Here is a 20,514-nt window from a genome sequence, read left to right on the forward strand (position 1 = left end):
AAAGATGGATCAAAAAACAATTTCAACAATGGAATTTGATCAAATTAAGCATGGATTAGGACGCTATCTTGTATCTGCTTCGGGTAAGCGAGAATTAGCAGCGTTAACTCCATCAGCTGACTATGATCAAATTCAATATTGGTTAAATGAAACGACAGACGGTGCTGATATTTTACGGTTAACAGGTGGTATTCCAATTCCAAAGTTAAAAAATATTCAGCCTCAGTTAAAGCGATTGCGGATTAATGCAAACCTAAACGGAACGGAGCTTGCACAAATTACTAAAGTTCTTCAGACAAGTATGAGTGTGAAAAACTTCTTTACAGAGTTTAAGGAACAGCAAAAGTTTGAGCTTCGGGTAATTAATGAAGCAGTCCAACAGTTAATAACGATTCCTTCGGTAACTAAGCGACTAATTCAGTCAATTGATCCCGATGGGCGGGTTACTGATGAAGCTTCAACCAAGCTTCATGGAATTCGCCGTCTAATTACCAAAACAGAAACAGAGATTCACCACCAGATGGAGCGTTTTACGCAAGGAAAAAATGCTAAGTACCTTAGTGATGCAATTGTAACTGTCCGGAATGACCGTTACGTTGTTCCTGTATTGGCCCGTTACCGGAATAAGTTTGGTGGAGTCGTTCATGATCAAAGTGCAAGTGGGCAAACATTATATATTGAGCCTGCAGCAGTTGTTGAATATAATAACCGTCTTCGCCAAGCACAGGTAGAGGAGAAACAGGCGATTTTAGAAGTATTAGCCGAGCTATCAAGCCTTATTTCGCCCTACCAAGATGAAATTAAGGAAAATGCGAAGATTTTAGGGCACTTAGACTTTATTAACGCTAAAGCACGGTATGCGCGAGATCACCAAGATAGTTTGCCATTATTAAGTGCGGATAACCAGGTTATTATTCGTCAGGCCCGTCACCCATTGATTGATCCACAAAAAGTCGTTGCTAATGATATTAAAATTGGTGATGAATATAAGACAATTGTGATTACTGGTCCAAATACGGGTGGTAAGACAATCACCCTTAAAACGTTTGGTCTAATTCAGATGATGGGACAGGCAGGCTTATTTATTCCAGCCCAAGAAGGAAGTACCATTGCGGTCTTTGATAATATCTATGCTGATATTGGTGATGAACAATCCCTTGAACAAAATCTTAGTACTTTTTCTGGTCATATGGAAAATGTGAAGTCAATTCTTGAACGAATTACTGACCGGAGTTTAGTTCTTCTTGATGAATTGGGTGCCGGAACAGATCCTAAAGAAGGGGCTGCCTTGGCGATGTCAATTTTGGATTATATTGCTAGTAAGGACAGTACGGTCGTAATTACAACTCACTATCCTGAATTAAAGGTTTATGGTTATGAGCGGCCAAAAACAATTAATGCTAGCATGGAATTTGATCAAGAAACCCTCAAGCCAACTTATCATTTGCTTTTAGGAATTCCGGGACGTTCAAATGGGGTAGAAATTGCTCAACGGCTAGGAATTAATGAAACAATTATCACAGAATCAAAATCCTTAGTAAGTGAGGATAGCCAGGATCTGAACCAAATGATTGGTGAATTAGTTGAACAGCGAAAGGCCGCCCGTGAGGAGAAGGAACGGTTACAGAAGTTACTGGCGGCAAACCAGAAAAAACAAGCTGAGTTAACAACAAAATTGGATCGGTTTAATGAACAACGGGACTCCTTATTAGCAAAGGCCCGGAATGAGGCCAATCATGAGGTGTCAGTAGCCAAGAAAAAGGCAGACCGGATAATTCATCACTTGCGTCAGCTAGAAATTAGCCAAGCTGGTAACGTTAAGGAAAACGAGTTAATTGATGCGCAGGGGGCATTAAATGCTCTTCACCGGGAAGATCCTCGTCTAAAGCGAAATACCGTATTACGACGGGCAAAGAAAAAACACGATCTTCATGTTGGGGATGCAGTCCTTGTTAAGTCCTATGGTCAACAAGGAGAGTTACTTTCCAAACGTGGTAAGCATAAGTGGGAAGTTCAGATTGGAATTCTCCGGATGGAGATTGACGAAAATGATCTCGAAAAGATTAGTCACAAGCAGTTAAGAAGGGAAGAACGGGCAAAGGAAAAGGTTAGTTCTGGAATCCGGACAACACAAACTCGGCATACCAGTGCCCGGCTTGATCTCCGGGGACACCGTTATGAACAAGCAATGAGTGAATTATCGGCCTTTATCGACCATGCATTGCTGAATAATCTTTCTAGTGTAACGATTATTCACGGTAAGGGAACGGGAGCCTTACGGAAGGGAACTCAAGAATACCTTCGTTCTAATCCGCGTGTAAAATCGTTTGACTATGCAGCACCAAATAATGGTGGTGACGGGGCAACAATAGTTAATTTGTAAAATACTTTTGAAAAGTAAGCATATTATCTGACAAGTACCCTAGATTCTGCTACACTATGGATAAATCAATTGAGGAGGAATTTGATATGACTGTTAAAGTAACAACTGATCAAACCTTTGAACAAGATACTGCTACTGGATTAAGTTTAACTGACTTTTGGGCAACCTGGTGTGGCCCTTGTCGAATGCAATCACCAGTAATTGAAAACCTATCTGAAGAAATGCCTAATGTTCATTTCACTAAGATGGATGTTGATCAGAATCGCGAAGTTCCTCAAGAATTTCAAATTATGAGTATTCCAACCTTATTAATCAAAAAAGATGGTCAGGTAGTTGATAAGATTGTTGGTTATCATTCAAAAGAACAATTGAAACAATTGCTAGAACAATACGAAAATGACTAGATCAAAAGAGAGGGTGAGAAACAAAATGTTTTTTCACCCTCTCTTTTCTTATTTATTTTTCTTTTTATTATCTTTTTGAGGCTGGCGATTATGAAGATCAAGGAATGTGACTAATTCGGTTCGTTCACTATCAGCTTCATTTTGAGGATCGTTTTTTACTTCAATAAATACACAATCTTTTTTTAATTCACTAATTTCCGCTTCAGCAACGGTCATTAGTTGAAACTCAATTTCTTGGGCAATAAATCCCATTTCAAGGCCAAAAGATGTTTGTTCACCATTTTGTTCAATGCGTTCTTTGACGCTTTGACCGCCTAGTCTCCATAATTGACTAGTGGTCGTTTTCTTTTGTAATGAAAGGTCGCCAAAGCCAAGTTGGCTAGTGATTAATTGTAGATCCTCAGGTGAGCCAACGGGAAACTCTCTGGCAATATCTTTACCGATCCAATAGAGCATCTCGTCTGCCTCTTTACCAAGAATTGCTGGTAAGATGACATCACGAAGACTTCCGTTCATTAGCCCCCGCTTGCTATTTAACAATGAATCATATAACTTTTGGCTCATTAACTTAATACTCCTTTTGCAAAATCAATACCATTATACTGAATAATCAGGAAAAAAACGGGAATTTTACCCGAAAACTTGCAAAAAATTTGAAAAGATTAAATAATGTAGTTTCAAGGATTTTAAAAATGGGGTGCATAGAATGGATAATCGACCAATTGGTGTTATGGATTCAGGACTAGGTGGTCTCTCAGTGGTTCGGGTAATTCAACGGGAACTACCTAACGAATCGGTTATTTTTGTTGGCGATGAAGGACATTTTCCATACGGTACTAAGCCACAAGAACTTATTCGTCAATTAGTTTTAAAAATTGGTCGCTTCTTAGAGGCCCAACCAGTTAAACTGATGGTAATTGCTTGTAATACCGCTACAGCAGCAGCCCTACCGACTGTTCAAAAGAAATTATCGATCCCAGTTATTGGGGTTATTAATCCCGGAGCTACTGCTGCAATTGAAAGTAAGGCAAAACGGATTGGCGTCATCGCCACTGATTCAACTACTAAGGACGGGGCTTATGTCCGGGAATTACAAAAGCTTAATCCAGATGTAAAAGTGATTAGTAAGGCCACTCAACCATTAGTGGCAATTGTTGAGCATGGAAAAACGGGAACTGTTGAAGCGCAAAAGGCGGTCGATGAACAATTAGCTTCTTTTGTTCAACAACCAGTTGATGCGTTAATCTTAGGATGCACTCATTTTCCATTTCTTACGAATGAAATTAAACAAAAATTAGGAACTGATGTCGAGTTGATTGATCCGGCATTGGAGACTGTTAACCAAGTAAAGAAAATGTTAACGGAAAAGCAGTTATTGAGCAGTCAGCCTGCTAGCTACCAGTTATATTCAACTGGTAATCGTGACGATTTAATTGCTGGTGCGGATAAGTGGCTGCAAGGTCATTATGATAGCTGTAATAATTTAATGATAGAAGGAGACAATTAATGGATTCTCTAGTAATTGCGACGAAAAATCAGGGAAAAACGCGTGAATATCGTGAGATGTTAGCACCTTATAAAATTGATGTAAAGACATTAGCCGACTTCCCACGGTCAATTGAAATTAATGAAAACGGGACAAGCTTTTTAGAAAACGCTACGATTAAGGCACAGACTGTGATGGGAAAACTTGGCATTCCGGTAATGGCGGATGATTCCGGATTAGTAGTTGATGCGTTAAATGGCGCCCCTGGTGTTCATTCGGCACGGTATGCCGGTGATCATGATGATCAAGCGAACAATGCTAAACTGCTTCGAGAATTATCAGGGGTGCCTACCGAGCAAAGAACGGCCCATTTTCATACTACGATTGTAGCGTTAAAACCGGATGGCGCAAAATTAGTTGCAAACGGCCGAGTAGATGGGCGGATTTTGACTAGTCCTCGCGGCAAAAATGGCTTTGGCTATGATCCGTTATTTTATGTTGAACAATTCGGAAGTTCAATGGCAGAATTGACTGCAGACCAAAAGAATTCAATTAGCCATCGTGGTCAAGCACTGGCAGAATTTATGAAGCACTTTGCAGAATGGTGGAATAAGTAATGAGGGCACTAATCGTAAGTGATAATCATGGTGATGAAAAAATTCTCGAGGATATCCAGGAAAAATTTGCTAACCAAGTGGATGCTCTAATTCATTGTGGTGACTCAGAATTGCAAAATGATTCTGAAGCAATGACTAACTTTAAAGCAGTTAAGGGGAATAATGATTGGGGATTGGATTACTCAGCACAGTTACAGTTAACTGTTAATGGGGTGAAATTTTTAGTAGTCCATGGTGATCATGACAGGGTTAATTACTCATTAACACCATTAATGCTTAAAGCTGAGTCACTTGATGAACAAGTAGTTTGTTATGGACATACTCATCAATTAGCAGTATCAATGGAATCTGGAATTTTATTTATTAATCCTGGCAGTATTAGTTTACCTCGGGGGGAATATTCACGAATTGGGGGAACATTTACGATTGTAGAGGTTACGGAGCAACAATTTATTGTTGACTACTATAACCGAAATTGTGTTCCTATTCCTGAGTTGCATTTTGAATTTAACCGTTCTTAAAAGAAGAGGGGGTAAACTGATGATTGAAGAGCACCTCCAAGAAATGATGCTTCAACGACGACAAAAATTTATGATCCCTGCTAGTTTAGTGGCAACGGTTAACGTTAATAACAGTCTTGATCATGCTTTCTTAGTATTGACGAAGGATCGTTATGCTAAAATTATCGTTGTTGATAATGAAAATCATTATCGAGGACAGTTATCGTTAGCGATGATTACTGATCGGCTATTGGAAACAGAACGAATTAATATTAATAAGTTAAACGAATTAACAGTTGCTGATGTGATGCAAACAGATGCACCGGTTATCCAAGAACCGTTTGATATTGAAGAGAACCTTCATTTGATGATCGACCAATCTTTCTTAGCTGTTGTTAATCAGCAAGATCAGTTTTGTGGGATTGTAACGCGACGGGAATTACTGAAAACAGTTAGTTATACTCTCCATGAATTTGGTAAAAAATATAAAGTAATATCTAAAAAGAAATAAGCCATAAAGAAAACACGGGAGCAGCGAAGAATTCACTACTCTCGTGTTTTTAATTTTGTTGGTGAGTGATGGGGTTACTATCCCAGCCGAGGGGGATGTTATCCTTACGTAATGCTTTTAAGTAGTCAGAAAGAAATTGACTTGCAATTTTATCTTGAGCACCATTTTGAGTAGTAATTGTTACTCGGAAGACTAATTGACCACCAACATTAACCGGGCCGACAATTATTGGCGTGGACCGAAGCTCAGGAATGTTAACTACTAATTTTTTATTTTCTTCACTAATGATGTTAGCGATTTTCTCAAGAGGAGCTTTAGCAGAAATACGGATATCAACGTTAGCTACCATGTTATTTCGGGAAAAGTTTTGAACAGTTGTAATATTGCGGTTGGGAATATAGTTAAGTGTTCCGTCACTACTTGTGATCTGAGTTGTTCGTAATCCTAAGGCAGTAACGGTCCCCTTAATTGAATCCACTTCTACAACATCCCCCACATCAAGTTGCTGTTCGAGAAGGATGAAAAAACCAGTAACCATATCGCTAACAAATCCTTGGGCACCTAAACCTAAAGCAATACTAAAAATTCCAGCACCAGCAATTAATGTTCCAACTGGAACTCCAATTTCCGATAGAATTGCATAGAGTAGGAAAAAGTAGCAGGTATAGCGGTAAATATTCAGTGTTAGGGCATGGATCGTTGCAATTCGGTTACTTGATTTTAAAAATTTAACATGGTTTGATTCGGCAAAAAGGTGATCAATTATTAACCTTCCCAGCCAGAGTAAGATAAAGAAAAGTAAAATGGTTGCCATTATCAGTAGTAAACGGCTAAAAATATGCTGTGAAATTTCGTGCCATGATAAGTCGGTAAAGACTTTTGTAACCTGTTGAACTTGCTTGTTAAGTGCCGAATTCATAGATTCCCTCCTTAAAAAATACTTATTTTATTGTACAAGCCATTGGATCAATTGTCGAATGGGAGTTAGATATGCTATTCTACTAGTGTGGATAGAATTATCGAGATTTCTTAAGAGGAAGGGGATTAATAATGACAATTGGTGAATTAGCCGGCCTCATTGCAGCGATTGCATTTGTTATTCTGGTTATTTTTGTTTGTATTTCACTTAGTCAAGTAAGTAAGATGCTGAAGGAGACTAATGAATCAGTTAAGGTATTATCAAGTGATGTTGATACCTTAAGCAAGGAAACGGAGAAGCTGTTAGGAAACACTAATAGTTTGTTAGAAGACCTCAATAAGAAGTCGATTGAACTTGATCCGGCGGTTAAAGCTGTTGCAGATGTTGGTCAGAGTGTTTCAAATGTCAATGAAGCAGTAAATAACTTCGTTGAACGGCATGAGGAACGTCAAAATAAATTTTCTGGATTTACTAAGTTTGCAACGCAAGCCGTGGTAATGGGTGCTTGGCGAAAGCTACGTCAACACCGGCAAGCAAAGAAGGCAAAGGAGATGGATGAATAATGAGTAAGAATTTATTGTTAGGAACCATTCTTGGTGGCGCCGCTACGTATGTTGCTTGGAAGTGTTTGTCCGATAAACAGAAGAACAATATTAAGAAGAATGTTGATTCATGTGTAACTGAGGTTGCAGATGCCTCAACTGATTATGCCTTAAATGCTCTTGATATTATTGATGAAAAGTTAGCTGAGCATGATGCTAGTGAGAAGCTCAGTAATTTAAGTAGTCGCTTTACTAAGACCGCAGATAAGGTTAAGGATAAGGCAAGTCATGTTGTTGACCACTTTACCAATGATGACTTTGATAAAGAAACTGCTGAAATTCGTCAACAACTCACTAAGAATGCTGATCCAGACATTATCATTGATGCAACTGATGAACCAGAAGATTCAGATTCAACAGCTGAGCAAGATGAAAAAGCTGATTCAGCAAAAGAAGTTAAAGACGATAAGGAATAGTTAATATTCTAGACCAATGAAAATTAAAGTGACTATCAACACGATTAAGACTGATAATATCAAGAAGAGATGTTGTCAGCCTTTTTTATACCCAAAATTTATTCGATGATAACGTTTGCCAAATGCATATTGATCTGATATATTAGTGTGGTTATGAAAAAATATGAAAACTGATAATAGCAATAAAGAAAGGGCTATCAATATGGAAAAACAAGCAGTTACCATTTATACTGTTGCACGTGAAGCACGAGTTTCGATGGCTACCGTTTCACGAGTTGTAAACGGTAATCCTAACGTTAAGCCAGAGACCCGCCAAAAAGTGCTTGATGTTATTAAAAAGTTAAACTATCGACCAAATGCTGTTGCCCGTGGATTAGCTTCAAAGAAGACAACAACAGTTGGGGTTATTATTCCAAGTGTTACTAATCCCTACTTTGCTGAACTAGCTTTGGGAATTGACGATATTGCAACCATGTATAAGTACAATATTATTTTGGCTAATTCTGATTTTAATGATGACAAGATTTTGAAAGTTGCCCGTGGCTTGCTGGCAAAGCAAGTAGATGGAATTATTTTCATGGGTCATGATATGTCAACAGAACTACAACAAGAATTTGCTGCTTCAAATACACCGGTTGTTGTTGCCGGTTCAATTGTTAACGATGATAAACTGGCAACAGTTCGAATCGACTATCAAAATGCCGCTAAGGAAGCAACTAATTATTTGTTAGATCATAACAATGAACGGGTGGCATTTGTTGTTAGTTCACTTGACTATTCTATCAATTCTAAGTACCGGTTAGCTGGTTACAAAGAAGCATTAGCTGAGCATAATATTCCATTTGAATCTAAGTACGTAATTGAGACGAATGGTGATTATAACCGGGCTTATGAACAAGCTAATCATTTAATGGAACAAGGAATTAAAGCGGCTTATGTTAGTGATGATGATTTGGCTGCCGGTCTTTTGAATGGCTTAACGGATAACAATGTTAAGGTTCCAGACGATTTTGAAATTGTTACTTCAAATGATACGACATATGCCAAAATTACTCGCCCAACGTTAACGTCAATTACTCAACCACTTTATGATATTGGGGCAATTTCAATGCGGTTATTGACGAAGATGATGGATGGCGAAACCGACAGTAGCGACGACGTTATTCTTAATCACGGAATCGTTGAGCGTCAATCAACTCGTCGAGGAAAGTAAGATCGTGGAAACGCGGAGTGAAGTTCGTCGCAAACAGAATCAACAAGAGACGACAAACAAAAATCAAGAGCGACCACGGCACCACCCCATATTTATTATTTGGGGAACACTTCTGGTTGTCTTGTTAATGGTTGCCGTAACCTTTAACCAAACGCTTCTCAGTACTCATTTTGTAGACCATGAGATTACTCATACTAATTTATCTTCGACGATAATGGATACTGTAGATAATAATCTTTCACAGTATGGAATATCGACATCTGCCATTTCCGACAAAGAAGCAAATAAATTAATTACTCAAGCGGTTAACCAGGTTTATTCTGGTCAAGAGATTGAACTGAACTTACAACCAGTCTTAGCTGGAGTTAATCAATCTGCTTCTCAAGCTACCGAACAGTATAGAGTTGAGCTTCCCAATTCAATAACTTCAGGTGTTAGTAATGAAATTTCTGGTGCTGTGAATAGCCAGCTAAATACACCTGAAGTTAAGCAAATTACTAATGCTATCTCAATTGCCAAAATTATCGATCATTTGTTAGTGGTGATTTCGTTGATTGGGTTAGTGGTAATGGTATTGATTGCGGTCTTGAGAAAATTCTTTAGTCGCTCATTTTCTTGGATTGGCTTGTGGAGTGTAATTATTGTTTATGCGTTAGTAAATATCTTTGGCCAGTTGATTATTCAAATTGGGAAGCAATATCCAGACTATAGTTCTTTTACTGCGCAGTTGAGTACTGATTTTCATACTCAAGCGTTAAATTATTGGTTGTTCCTTTTAGTACTAACATTGCTCTTGTTTATCTGGAGAATATTTAGCAGAGTGCTAAAAAGACGGTGACCTTGAATTTCAAGAGGAGATCTGCTAAGATCTATCTGTTTATCACATTAATTAAGAAAAGAGGAGTCAGTAATGTCAGGACATTCAAAATGGCATAATATTCAGGGACGGAAGAACGCCCAAGATGCTAAGCGCGGTAAGATTTTCCAAAAGATTTCACGTGATTTGTACCAAGCAGCTAAAGCAGGTGACCCTGATCCAGCGAACAACGCCCAATTACGTTTGGTAATTGATAAGGCTCACGCCGCTAACATGCCAAAGAAGAACATTGATCGGGCAATTGCTAAGGCTTCTGGTATCGGTGGTGCAAAGTTCGAAGAAGTTACCTACGAAGGTTATGCACCGGGTGGTGTTGCAGTAATGGTTTCTGCTTTGACTGATAACAAGAACCGGACTGCTGCAGCCGTACGTTCAGCATTTACCCATGCAGGTGGTTCACTTGGCGCTAGTGGTTCAGTTTCATACATGTTTGACCGGAAAGGATTAATTGAAATCCTTCGTGATGGCCTTGACAAGAGTGAAGATGACATGTTGATGGACGCACTTGATGCTGGTGCCGATGACATGAAGGCAACTGAAGAAAAGTTCCAAATTTTCACTGATCCAAGTAATATGACTAGTGTTCGTGATGCCTTACAAGATAAGGGTTATGAACTTGATACTGCTGAAGTTACCATGATTCCACAAAATCGGACTGCAGTTCCAGAAGATAAGGTTAAGCAATACAGCCACCTTATTGATGAATTGACTGCTAACGATGATGTTGCGGATATTTATGAAGCTGGTCAATTACCAGAAGATGCAGAATAATTAGAAAAAAGACTGGATAATTTCCAGTCTTTTTTTGTTTTAAAAATAGAATTTACCTTCGATTACGTTCTTTTATATTGGAGGTGAAGAAATGGAAAGATTTCGTAAGTTGATAGAAGAGGCGATTAAAGACCGAAGTTCGGATCTCTTTATTCTTCCGTACCAAGATAAGTACCGCCTTTTGACCTGTGTCCAGGGAGAAAAAAGGTGCGTTACTGAATTATCCGCTGAAGTTGGTCAACAAATGATTGCCTACTTTAAATATCGGGGGAATATGACCGTTAGTGAACACCGTCGGCCACAAATTGGAGCCCTAAAATGGCAAATCAATAATAAGGCAACGGTTGATTTACGTTTATCGACCGTTGGTAATTTTCGTTCACAGGAATCAATGGTTATTCGCTTTATTTACTCTTTAGCTGAGATTGACTATCGATTAAACTTGCCTGAACAATGGGAGAAAATTACCAGATTAATCCATCATCGTGGCTTAATTTTATTTGCTGGGCCGATGGGATCAGGAAAAACAACAACCATGTACCGGTTAGCAAAAGGGTTAGCTAATAAAGAGCTTGTAATGACGATTGAGGACCCAGTGGAGATTGAAGAAGCTAACTTTTTGCAGTTACAGGTTAACGACAAGGCTGGGATGGGGTATCAAGAACTATTAAAAGTTGGTTTACGTCATCGGCCAGATGATTTCATTATTGGTGAAATTCGTGATAATAAAACGGCAAACTTAGCAGTTCAGGCATCTTTAAGTGGTCACCTGGTATTAGCAACTGTCCACGCAACGAATGCCTATGGTGTAATTGCAAGAATGCGTCAGCTAGGGGTTGAAAAATATTACCTTCAGCAGTGTTTAACAGGAGTGTGCTACCAGAGATTATTGCCTCTTTATAGCGGAACCGCCCTCCTATTTGATTTATTAATGGGAGAGGAGTTGTTAGTTGCAGTCGAGGAAGTAAAAAAGCGGGGGATGAGTAATGAGTGGCGACGGCAGGTTAAAAAGTTATATCAGGAACGACAATTATCGTTGGAAAATTACGAAAAATTCAAAAACGGTTAAGTTTCGTCACCATGATCAAGCTGAATGGCTACTATTAATTGCTGATTTATTACGAAGTGGTTTTTCTCTCCGTCATGCAGTTGAGTTCTCGGGAACGATTTTAAAAAAACACCAGTTACTTTTTCAAAAAATTAATATTGCTATGGGGGAGGGAAAAACATTTGCAGATTGCCTAAAGCCCTATATTAAACCAAATTTGTATTATCAACTCCTCCTTGCAGAACAACATGGCAGTTTGGAAGAGTGCTTGCAGGAAGTTGGAAAATTAATGGTTCTTCAAGAAAAGCAGCGGCAAAAGTTAATGGGACTATTACAGTATCCATTAATTTTAACTTGTCTATTAGCAGGTTTAATGGTGGCGTTAAAGTTATTTGTTTTTCCAGAACTTTCTCAGTGGCAAGGAGGAAATCATAAAAATCCTGAAAGTTATTATTTGTTTGAAATGCTTGCCTATTTTGGCGGTGGCTTTTTCGTATTAGGGTGTCTAACATTATTGCGCTGGGTAAGGTTAAATCAGTTACAGAGAATAAACGCTCTTTGTTCGTTACCAATAATTGGAAAGTGTTATCGATTATATTATGGCTATTATGTTGTGACTAACTTTGCAATGATGATTCGGCATGGATTAACGATTAAGGAGATTTGCTCAATTGTCGAGAAAAATCAAAAACAAAGCTTTTTATCGTTATTGGGGAAAATTACCAAAGATGTCGTAAACCAGGGACAAAAATTAGAAACTATTTTTCACGATGCACCTTTCTTACCAGATGAACTCAGGATAATTGTGGAAAAAGGTTCAACGTTATCAAATTTAGGACAGGATTTAGCCGCATTGGCTAATATTTTATTTCAACGACTTACTAAGCGAATAGAACGATTATTAATGCTTATTCAACCAGTCGTCTTTGGGGTAATTGCCTTAGTTATTATCGGCCTTTACTTGCGGTTACTATTACCAATTTACGATTCAATGCAGGGAGTGATCTAATTGTTAAAAAAGCGTGAAGCATTTACCTTACTAGAAATGTCAATTGTTTTATTTATTATTAGTCTATTAATTTTAATTGTTTTACCTAATTTAACAGCGCAGCGAAAAAGTGCCAAGCGAATCCATCGTGATGCGATGGTGTCCGTAGTTCAAACACAAGTTGATGAATATGAAAATGATGGTGGCAAAGAAAATGTTAGCTTAGAAGAGTTGAGGGAGGCAAAGTATTTAACGGCTGCCCAAGTTAAAAAAGCCCATGAGCAACATATCGTAATTGTGGATGGGAAGGTTATTAAGCGGTGAAACGCCATGGCTTTACTATCCTGGAAACAATTATCGTTTTAGTGTTAACCGCATTAATTGTAACCTTTTCGTTCCCTAGTCTTAGCCGGAGTAAACAAGTAGTGGCAGAACGCGAATTTTGGAACGATTTTCGTCGAGAATGGCAAGCGGCTCAGGTTCGTTCCAAAACTAGGCATATTGAAACTGCAGTAACATTTGATTCATCAAGTTACCAAATTGAATTTGCTTGGCTTGAACACTACCAACCAGTAAAGAAGCGGTTAACTGTTCCGGAAACGCTATTGGTAAGAAAGTTTGATGATTTTAAAATGCATGAAAATGGCTATACAAAGCCCCGCACTCAAGAGTTTCAATCATCAATTAACGGCAAAACATATTTAATACGGATCCAGCTTGCCTGGGGAGGGTACCGAATTGAAACAAGGTAAACATAAAGCATTTATTCTGGCCGATAGTCTCGTTGCACTCACAATTATTTCGCTTAGTATTACATTTACTCTTGTTAGTCATGAATGTTTAATCCAGCAGAGAAAACGGCAACAAGTAGATTTAGTGGCAAGTCGAATTGCTAAGGAGGCAACTGATGAACTAGTTGCGACTAACCGGCCAGTATTTATTAGACAAAATGAATTTAGTGCGGTTGCTTCTCGTAAGGACGTAAAGGTTTATCGATATCGTCAGTTAATTTTTGAGGTAACAAGATGATAAAAAGAGCTTTTACTTTGGTAGAGTGCCTCATTGCACTAATTATTATGTCACTTATTACATTATTACTTTCTCTTCAAATCAGGGTTATTAAATCAACTACTACTAAGTCTTTAGAAAGACCCCTTGATTGGTATATTTGTCTTACAGAGCTGGAGTCACAAGATCATCAATTTATGCTTGAAAAGGTTTCAAATAAGAAATTACAGTTAACTAGTCGTTCTTCTGGATTAACTTATGAGCTTTATGGAACAGATCGACTCTATTTAAGTCGGGCTAACCGAGGTGGTTATATGTTGCTTTTTAGTGATATTAAGCCTGGAACAGTAAAATTTAATGAATTAGCTGGTGCACGAGTTAAAATTCAAGCAGAACGAAAAAACGGCCAAAAATTAATTGGGGTGGTTAAGTTTTATGAGGAAACAACAAATAAAGACTCGTCCAGGATACGCTCTGTTAATTAGCTTAATCTTATTGACCCTTTCGGCTGGGGTTATAGTTTTTGAATTTCAGTACCAAAAACAGCAATCAATGGTTAATCGTGAATTAATGTTAAAACTTCAAAGTCAAATTAGGCAAAATCTCGATAATTCAAATGGTAATCCAAAGGAAAAAGTTCACAATTTGAAGAACAAACCTAGAGAAATCCCTTTAAATAATTAAATAATGTTCGGTTGTAAAGCGTTACCTTGAATTTAATAGACAGAATCGTTAAACTTAAAGATGATTGTAATGTAATGGAGGTGACCTACACTGTCACAGCAATCAGTTCAAAAGCTATTTGAGCTATTTGATCAGGGAACGATGCTTTTACAATCTGCATTAAATTGTTCATACTTAGATGCAATGTTGGAAAATGCGGAGAATATTATTGATGATAATACTGTTCGCGTAGAAGACGGGGTTCCTGATAAAAAAACTCAAGAAAAGCTAACGAAGATCTATAAGCAACTCGATCTTAAAAATGTTAATGCGGAAGCGATTCGTCAATTAATTCAATTGAGCTTTTTGAAGGTTATTCGAAAAGATGCAATTCAGGCAAACCACCAAATGACACCAGATACAATTGGGCTTTTGATGGCGTTCTTGATTGAAAAGGTAACTAAAAATACCAAGATTGAGACAATTCTTGATCCTGCGGTTGGTACGGCTAACTTATTAACTACCGTAATTAATCGGCTTGATAAAGATGAACACGAAAATATTCAGGGCTTTGGGATCGATAATGATGACTCAATGTTAAGTGTGGCGAGCGTGAATGTTGCATTGCAGCACGCTAATGTTGACTTGTTCCATCAAGATTCCGTCAGCGCTCTGGATATCCCACAATGTGATTTAGCAGTTAGTGATTTACCAATTGGTTATTACCCGCTTGATAATAATACTAAGGACTACCAAACACGTGCTAAAGAGGGACATTCATTTGTTCATCACTTGTTAATTGAACAATCGATGAATTATTTAAAGCCAGGGAAATTTGGCGTTTTCCTTGTTCCAAGTAGTTTATTCCAAACTAAGGAAACAGAAGGATTTATTAAGTGGATTCATTCTGTTGCCTACCTCCAAGGATTCGTTAATTTACCAGCTGAACTATTTGCTAATCCGGCTGCACAAAAGTCAATTCTATTGTTGCAGCGACATGGAGGAGATGGTAAGCAAGCTACAAAGGTTCTCCTTGGTGAGTTTCCATCTTTCAAGGATAAAAATAAGTTTGCCAGCTTTATGCAGGAAATTAATGATTGGGTTACAACAAATATTAATAAATAAAGGGGACGTTATCAGATGTCAAAGACAATTGCAGTTAATGCCGGAAGTTCAACGCTAAAATTTAAATTATTTGATATGCCAAGTGAAAATGTTGTTGCTGAAGGAACAATTGAACGAATTGGCGAAAAAATGGGTCACGCAAAGATTAAGTATGGTGACGGTCAGAAACATGAAGAAGAACGTGCTTTTGCTGATCACGGGACTGCTGTTAAGTACTTGCTTGATCAATTAATTAACCTTGATATCGTTAAGAGTTACGATGAAATTACCGCGGTTGGTCACCGGGTTGTTGCTGGTGGTGAATACTTTAAGGATTCTGCAGTAATTAACGATGATGTAATTGCAAAGATTGATAGTTTAGCTGAATATGCTCCATTACATGATCCAGCTGAATTGGTTGGAATTAAGGAATTTCGGAAGGTCCTACCAAATGCGTTTGCTGTTGCCGTATTTGATACTTCTTTCCACGTAGATATGCCAAAGAAGAACGCACTCTACAGTGTTCCTTATGAATGGTATGAAAAGTATGGTGCACGGAAGTATGGTGCTCACGGTACTAGTCACCGTTATGTTGCTGCACGTGCCGCTGAAATGCTTGGTAAGCCATTAAAGGATCTAAAGTTGATCACAATGCATATTGGTGCAGGTGCTTCCATTACTGCTGTTAAGGGTGGAAAGTCCTATGATACTTCTATGGGATTCTCCCCATTGGCCGGAATTACAATGGCAACTCGTTCAGGGGATGTTGATCCATCCTTAGTTGCCTTTATCCAAGAAAAGCTTGGTAAGACTTCTTCAGAGATGATTGATATCTTAAATCATGAATCTGGAATTAAGGGAATTTCTGGTATTTCTCCAGATATGCGTGATATTCTTGCGGCTGCTGATAAGGGTGACAAGCGTGCACAATTAACTCTTGATATTTATGTAAACCGGATTGTACGTTACGTTGGTGCCTACATTGCAGAAATGGGTGGCGCAGATGCAATTGTCTTCACAGCAGGTGTTGGTGAAAACAGTGTTCCAATTCGGAAGATGGTTACAGATAAGTTAGCTTACTTTGGTATTAAGATTGATCAAGAAAAGAACAACTGCCATGGAGTTGAACGTGATCTTTCTACACCAGATGCAAAGATTAAGACATTATTAATTCCAACTAATGAGGAATTGATGATTGTTCGTGATATTGAACGCTTGAAGAAACAAAGTAAGTAATTTATTATAAAACCGGTAGTTAAGGAGAAGAGATTTCTCACTTAGCTACCGGTTTCTTTTTATTTAAATTAAAGATAAGGGGTGAAGAAGAATGCAATTTGTCACGGCTGATACTCACTTTTTGGATGAGCACCTGTTAGGAATTGATAAGTTTGCACCACGACCATTCCTGACGGTTGAGCAAATGGATCAGGAAATTATTCAAAGCTGGAATGAACTAGTTGCTGAAAACGATACTGTATACCATCTTGGTGATATTGCTGTTTATTTTGCTAAACCTCAATCAAAAGCATATGAGAAAATTTTTAAAATCCTTAATTCATTAAATGGTCACTTAATTTTAATCAAAGGGAACCATGATAATCGAGGATTGTTTAAATACTTAGCGAAGAATAATTATTCCTTTAACGGGAAACCAAAATTTTCTTTTCATGATGTTGGCGTGTTATTAAAATACGATCATCGTCAATATTATTTAACACACTATCCTATGATGCTGGGAATTGCGCCACAAATTATTAATCTTCATGGGCACATTCACCATTATGCAGTCCCGGCAAAAGAAAACATTAATGTGGGAATTGATTCGCCGGAATTTGACTATTTGTTACCAGAAAAGATTCCATTTGGAACACCACTAAGTTTTTCTCAAATAGAGAAAATTGTAAATGGTAAAGCAGACGATTTTGCAAAACGCGGTTAGGATCATGGTATGATGTTAACTAACGATACGAATAAGAACTGGGGTGAAGTGGTTGAATCGAGCGAAAATTCAAGAATACATCGATCAACGCGAAGAGCAACGGGTTGATTTATATCATTATGAAGCGCAGAGTGGGAATGATTTTCTTTTGAATGGTCATCAATATAAGTTGCTACAAAACTATCGCGATGGCTTTGATGGTGAGCAATTGGCTGCCCGTTTTAGTAATATTTTAAATAAGTATGATTATATTGTCGGTGATTGGGGATATGATCAGTTACGATTAAAAGGATTTTATGATCCCGACAATTCGTTGTTTCGGCCAGAACAGGGAGTTGATACAATTGAAGACTACCTATTCGAGGATTGTAATTTTGGGTGTTCATATTTTATTGTTCAAAATTGTGATGTTCGGTTACCTAAACGTCGTAACCGGCATCGTCGCAAGGGACATTCACCAGTAATTAAGGAACGACGGCGGCGAATCCATCAGCCGGAACCACGAAAACGACATCACCAATCAGCAAAACGGGTTAAGGTTGGTAATCATCAGCAAAAATTTGTTATCCACCAACGAGTAAAGAGGAATCAAAATGAAAAGTAATTATCAAGGCTACTTCATTGATCTTGATGGGACGATGTATAAAGGGACAAAGCAGATACCTGCAGCTGCAAGGTTTATTAAACGTCTTCAAGATGCTCAAAAGAAAGTATTGTTTGTGACCAATAATAGTACACGTTCGCCAGAATTTGTTGCCAATAATTTGGTTACTAATCACGGGATTAACGTAAAAAGTGAGAATGTTTATACAACTGCACTGGCAACTGCTGATTATTTGGATCAGATCGCTGGTGAAAAGCGCAGAGTATATGTGGTTGGCGAAAGTGGATTGCGGGATGCACTAACAAATCGCCAATTCAAAATTACTGAGGAAGCACCAGACTATGTGGTTGTTGGATTAGATTCGAAAGTAACCTATGACAAATTAGCAACTGCCGTTTTACTTATTCGGGCTGGGGCAACTTTTATTGGGACCAACTCTGATAGTAATTTGCCTAATCAACGGGGGATGGTCCCTGGAGCTGGTTCGTTGGTTAAACTTGTCGAATATGCTACCCAAAAGAAACCAATTATGATCGGCAAACCAGAAAAGATCATTATGGAGATGGCTTTGAAAAGAAGTGGCCTTACTAAGGATCAAGTTGTAATGGTTGGTGATAACTACAATACGGATATTAAGGCAGCCATTAATTTCTGCATTGATAGTCTATTAGTATATTCAGGGTTATCGACAAGAGAAGAAGTTAGTAAAGAAAAAATACAACCTACTCACCAGATTGATAGTTTAGATGAATGGAAGGTTGAATAATGAAGATGACTATAAAAAGCACCTTATTAATATTAGGGTATTTTTTAGCGGCAACTTCGATTGCAATAATAGTTACAACCAATGTATCTATCTTTTTGCTCTATCCATTTGAAAAGGGGATAGCTTGGGAGAATGTGATAACTGACTACCAGCGGTTATTGGTATATCTTCAAGTTCCGGGGTTCTATCATCTTACCTTTCGTTATTTACCAATTAGTAACAATGCTAGTGCACATTTTAGAGTGATTCGTCACCTGTTGATTGCTAATGAGGTGTTATGCGTTACTAGTTGGGGAACGATTATTATAAATAACAGGCATGAAAAAAAGCGAAATCAACTGTTGGTGTTGATTTCGCTTATTGATTATCTATGTTTTACGTTGTTAGTAATGGTGGGACTGGTATCAATTGATTTTGATAGAGTATTTATTGCATTTCACCGTTTAATGTTTAGTGATAGTAATTGGATTTTTAATCCATCTACTGATCCAATTATTAATGCAATGGCGCCAAATTTCTTTTTAAAACTATTTTTTATTTGGTTTGTAGTTAGTGTTTTAGTTCTTATTAGTTTAAGAATGTATAACAAACGAAAATTACTTCGTGGTAAATTTTGCTTTTAAGTAGCTAACAACAGCCGGAATCAATGTAACAACGATAATAGCAATGATAATTATAGAAAAATGCTCCTGAACGAATGGAAGGTTACCAAAGAAATAACCAGCTGCGCAACAGAGTGCAACCCAAGAAACGCAACCAATAACACTATAACGGATGAATTTCCTATAGGGGAAACCAGAGCCTGCAGCAGCAAATGGGGCAAAGGTTCTAATTATTGGCATGTAACGAGCAAGAATAATCGCTGATGCACCATGCTTTTCAAAAAAGTGTTCAGCTTTTTCGAGACTATCTTTATCGATTAATTTTCCAAATAACGAATGATTAGATAAACTTTTACCAATTCGGTGACCAATATAGAAGTTTAATGAATCACCAAGGATACAAGCCGCTAAGAAGACGAAGACAAATATCCAAATACTGAGATGATATTGTGGATTTGCTGCTAATGCACTTGCAGCAAATAACAATGAATCACCAGGTAGAAATGGAAGGATTACCGCACCAGTTTCGATGAAGATAATCGCGAAGAGAATAAGATATGTTGAATCACCAAAATTATTTACTATTTGAATAAGGTGAGCATCAATATGTAAAACGAAATCAATTAGTGTTGAGATCATTGACTAACTCCTTTTTTATTACAATACTTAGTAAGTTTATCAACCGTTGCAAGCTTTGTGAAGAGCTATTTAGAGGCTTTTATAAAGTTTAAGAATAAGAAAGAAAGAATTACGAGATCTTTTTTTAAAAATATGTTGACAGGGTATTGAGAACAAGGTATAGTAGTTAACGTTGTCAGCAAGGCAATGAACTTCTTTCAAAATTAATTTGAAATTAGTTGTTGACTTAATTAAGGCAACATGATATATTATAAAAGCTGCTTGTTGAGGTCAGCGTTTCGGATTTAACTAAAATGAATTAATTTGAAATTAGTTGTTGACATCGAAATGAGCATGTGATACAATAATAAGTGTTGTTTGACTGTCTAGTCGAACAAGGTAGACCTTTGAAAACTGAACAAAGTTTCGACGAATCAAATGTGTAGGGTCTTCAATCATTACGATTTGAAGCAAA

At 37.7% G+C, this 20,514-nt stretch carries 26 protein-coding genes; 23 read left to right on the forward strand and 3 right to left on the reverse strand.

The genetic code is table 11. The annotated features are described in order from the left end of the window. Positions 1-4: 4 nt before the first annotated feature. Both H9564_RS04345 and trxA read left to right on the forward strand, forming a co-directional pair. Positions 5-2,383, forward strand: a complete 2,379-nt coding sequence (locus H9564_RS04345) for an endonuclease MutS2 (RefSeq protein WP_191684294.1) — start codon at positions 5-7, stop codon at positions 2,381-2,383. Between the two features lie 86 nt (positions 2,384-2,469). Next, the gene (gene trxA, locus H9564_RS04350; RefSeq protein WP_182580569.1) at positions 2,470-2,787 is read left to right on the forward strand and encodes a thioredoxin; all 318 of its coding nucleotides are present in this window, start codon (positions 2,470-2,472) and stop codon (positions 2,785-2,787) included. Positions 2,788-2,835: 48 nt separating this feature from the next. Here trxA and H9564_RS04355 read toward each other — a convergent pair whose 3' ends face one another. Then, positions 2,836-3,351: a DUF2507 domain-containing protein gene (locus H9564_RS04355; RefSeq protein ID WP_191684295.1), complete on the reverse strand. Its 516-nt coding sequence runs from the start codon at positions 3,349-3,351 to the stop codon at positions 2,836-2,838. 142 nt (positions 3,352-3,493) lie between these two features. Here H9564_RS04355 and murI point away from each other — a divergent pair, with 142 nt between their 5' ends. Genes murI through cbpB form a run of 4 tightly spaced genes read left to right on the forward strand, consistent with a single transcriptional unit; the run spans position 3,494 to position 5,901 of the window. Next, positions 3,494-4,294, forward strand: coding sequence for a glutamate racemase (gene murI / locus H9564_RS04360; protein ID WP_191684296.1), 801 nt, complete (start codon positions 3,494-3,496; stop codon positions 4,292-4,294). Further along, complete coding sequence (locus tag H9564_RS04365; protein ID WP_191684297.1) at positions 4,294-4,890, forward strand: XTP/dITP diphosphatase; 597 nt, start codon at positions 4,294-4,296, stop codon at positions 4,888-4,890. The genes murI and H9564_RS04365 overlap by 1 nt, the downstream gene beginning before the upstream one ends. Further along, complete coding sequence (locus tag H9564_RS04370; RefSeq protein WP_191684298.1) at positions 4,890-5,411, forward strand: metallophosphoesterase; 522 nt, start codon at positions 4,890-4,892, stop codon at positions 5,409-5,411. The genes H9564_RS04365 and H9564_RS04370 overlap by 1 nt, the downstream gene beginning before the upstream one ends. 19 nt (positions 5,412-5,430) lie before the next feature. Then, positions 5,431-5,901, forward strand: a complete 471-nt coding sequence (gene cbpB, locus H9564_RS04375) for a cyclic-di-AMP-binding protein CbpB (RefSeq protein ID WP_191684299.1) — start codon at positions 5,431-5,433, stop codon at positions 5,899-5,901. A gap of 49 nt (positions 5,902-5,950) precedes the next feature. Here the strand turns inward: cbpB and H9564_RS04380 are convergent, their stop codons facing one another. Then, on the reverse strand, positions 5,951-6,820 hold the full coding sequence (locus tag H9564_RS04380; protein ID WP_191684300.1) for a mechanosensitive ion channel family protein: 870 nt from the start codon (positions 6,818-6,820) through the stop codon (positions 5,951-5,953). Between the two features lie 131 nt (positions 6,821-6,951). On the opposite strand from H9564_RS04380, the gene H9564_RS04385 reads away from it, so the two are divergent. The 17 genes from H9564_RS04385 to H9564_RS04465 all read left to right on the forward strand — a co-directional run bounded on the left by H9564_RS04385 (position 6,952) and on the right by H9564_RS04465 (position 19,442). Continuing rightward, positions 6,952-7,383, forward strand: coding sequence for a DUF948 domain-containing protein (locus H9564_RS04385; RefSeq protein ID WP_191684301.1), 432 nt, complete (start codon positions 6,952-6,954; stop codon positions 7,381-7,383). Next, positions 7,383-7,838, forward strand: a complete 456-nt coding sequence (locus H9564_RS04390) for a hypothetical protein (protein ID WP_191684302.1) — start codon at positions 7,383-7,385, stop codon at positions 7,836-7,838. The genes H9564_RS04385 and H9564_RS04390 overlap by 1 nt, the downstream gene beginning before the upstream one ends. Before the next feature lie 202 nt (positions 7,839-8,040). Further along, positions 8,041-9,051 (forward strand): catabolite control protein A, encoded by a 1,011-nt coding sequence (gene ccpA / locus H9564_RS04395; RefSeq protein WP_191684303.1) that lies wholly within the window; start codon positions 8,041-8,043, stop codon positions 9,049-9,051. A 4-nt stretch (positions 9,052-9,055) separates the two neighbouring features. After that, positions 9,056-9,889, forward strand: a complete 834-nt coding sequence (locus tag H9564_RS04400; RefSeq protein WP_191684304.1) for a hypothetical protein — start codon at positions 9,056-9,058, stop codon at positions 9,887-9,889. A gap of 72 nt (positions 9,890-9,961) precedes the next feature. Then, the gene (locus H9564_RS04405) at positions 9,962-10,699 is read left to right on the forward strand and encodes a YebC/PmpR family DNA-binding transcriptional regulator (RefSeq protein ID WP_191684305.1); all 738 of its coding nucleotides are present in this window, start codon (positions 9,962-9,964) and stop codon (positions 10,697-10,699) included. Between the two features lie 91 nt (positions 10,700-10,790). Next, the gene (gene comGA / locus H9564_RS04410; RefSeq protein ID WP_191684306.1) at positions 10,791-11,768 is read left to right on the forward strand and encodes a competence type IV pilus ATPase ComGA; all 978 of its coding nucleotides are present in this window, start codon (positions 10,791-10,793) and stop codon (positions 11,766-11,768) included. After that, a complete protein-coding gene (gene comGB, locus H9564_RS04415) occupies positions 11,686-12,756 on the forward strand; it encodes a competence type IV pilus assembly protein ComGB (RefSeq protein WP_191684307.1) in 1,071 nt (356 codons plus the stop codon). Before comGA ends, comGB begins: the two co-directional genes overlap by 83 nt. Then, the gene (comGC, locus tag H9564_RS04420) at positions 12,757-13,059 is read left to right on the forward strand and encodes a competence type IV pilus major pilin ComGC (RefSeq protein WP_191684308.1); all 303 of its coding nucleotides are present in this window, start codon (positions 12,757-12,759) and stop codon (positions 13,057-13,059) included. Further along, entirely contained in the window at positions 13,056-13,487 is a 432-nt protein-coding gene (locus H9564_RS04425) for a type II secretion system protein (RefSeq protein WP_191684309.1), read from the forward strand. Before comGC ends, H9564_RS04425 begins: the two co-directional genes overlap by 4 nt. After that, complete coding sequence (locus H9564_RS04430; protein ID WP_191684310.1) at positions 13,474-13,764, forward strand: type II secretion system protein; 291 nt, start codon at positions 13,474-13,476, stop codon at positions 13,762-13,764. The genes H9564_RS04425 and H9564_RS04430 overlap by 14 nt, the downstream gene beginning before the upstream one ends. Continuing rightward, the gene (locus H9564_RS04435; protein WP_191684311.1) at positions 13,761-14,228 is read left to right on the forward strand and encodes a prepilin-type N-terminal cleavage/methylation domain-containing protein; all 468 of its coding nucleotides are present in this window, start codon (positions 13,761-13,763) and stop codon (positions 14,226-14,228) included. Before H9564_RS04430 ends, H9564_RS04435 begins: the two co-directional genes overlap by 4 nt. A gap of 289 nt (positions 14,229-14,517) precedes the next feature. Beyond that, complete coding sequence (locus tag H9564_RS04440) at positions 14,518-15,531, forward strand: class I SAM-dependent methyltransferase (RefSeq protein WP_404804679.1); 1,014 nt, start codon at positions 14,518-14,520, stop codon at positions 15,529-15,531. A gap of 15 nt (positions 15,532-15,546) precedes the next feature. Then, on the forward strand, positions 15,547-16,746 hold the full coding sequence (locus tag H9564_RS04445; protein ID WP_191684313.1) for an acetate/propionate family kinase: 1,200 nt from the start codon (positions 15,547-15,549) through the stop codon (positions 16,744-16,746). 91 nt (positions 16,747-16,837) lie between these two features. Continuing rightward, positions 16,838-17,449 carry a metallophosphoesterase family protein gene (locus tag H9564_RS04450; RefSeq protein WP_191684314.1) on the forward strand — a complete coding sequence of 204 codons (612 nt, stop codon included), beginning with the start codon at positions 16,838-16,840 and terminating at the stop codon, positions 17,447-17,449. A 52-nt stretch (positions 17,450-17,501) separates the two neighbouring features. Continuing rightward, positions 17,502-18,053 (forward strand): YutD family protein, encoded by a 552-nt coding sequence (locus H9564_RS04455; RefSeq protein ID WP_191684315.1) that lies wholly within the window; start codon positions 17,502-17,504, stop codon positions 18,051-18,053. Beyond that, positions 18,043-18,819, forward strand: a complete 777-nt coding sequence (locus H9564_RS04460; RefSeq protein WP_191684316.1) for a TIGR01457 family HAD-type hydrolase — start codon at positions 18,043-18,045, stop codon at positions 18,817-18,819. Before H9564_RS04455 ends, H9564_RS04460 begins: the two co-directional genes overlap by 11 nt. Beyond that, the gene (locus H9564_RS04465) at positions 18,819-19,442 is read left to right on the forward strand and encodes a TIGR01906 family membrane protein (protein WP_191684317.1); all 624 of its coding nucleotides are present in this window, start codon (positions 18,819-18,821) and stop codon (positions 19,440-19,442) included. The genes H9564_RS04460 and H9564_RS04465 overlap by 1 nt, the downstream gene beginning before the upstream one ends. On the opposite strand, the gene H9564_RS04470 is transcribed toward H9564_RS04465, so the two are convergent. Further along, complete coding sequence (locus H9564_RS04470) at positions 19,416-20,057, reverse strand: VTT domain-containing protein (RefSeq protein ID WP_191684324.1); 642 nt, start codon at positions 20,055-20,057, stop codon at positions 19,416-19,418. The genes H9564_RS04465 and H9564_RS04470 overlap by 27 nt on opposite strands. Positions 20,058-20,514: the final 457 nt, after the last annotated feature.

The organism is Limosilactobacillus avistercoris (genome assembly GCF_014836425.1).
In the GTDB taxonomy this organism is placed as follows: Bacteria; Bacillota; Bacilli; order Lactobacillales; family Lactobacillaceae; genus Limosilactobacillus; species Limosilactobacillus agrestimuris.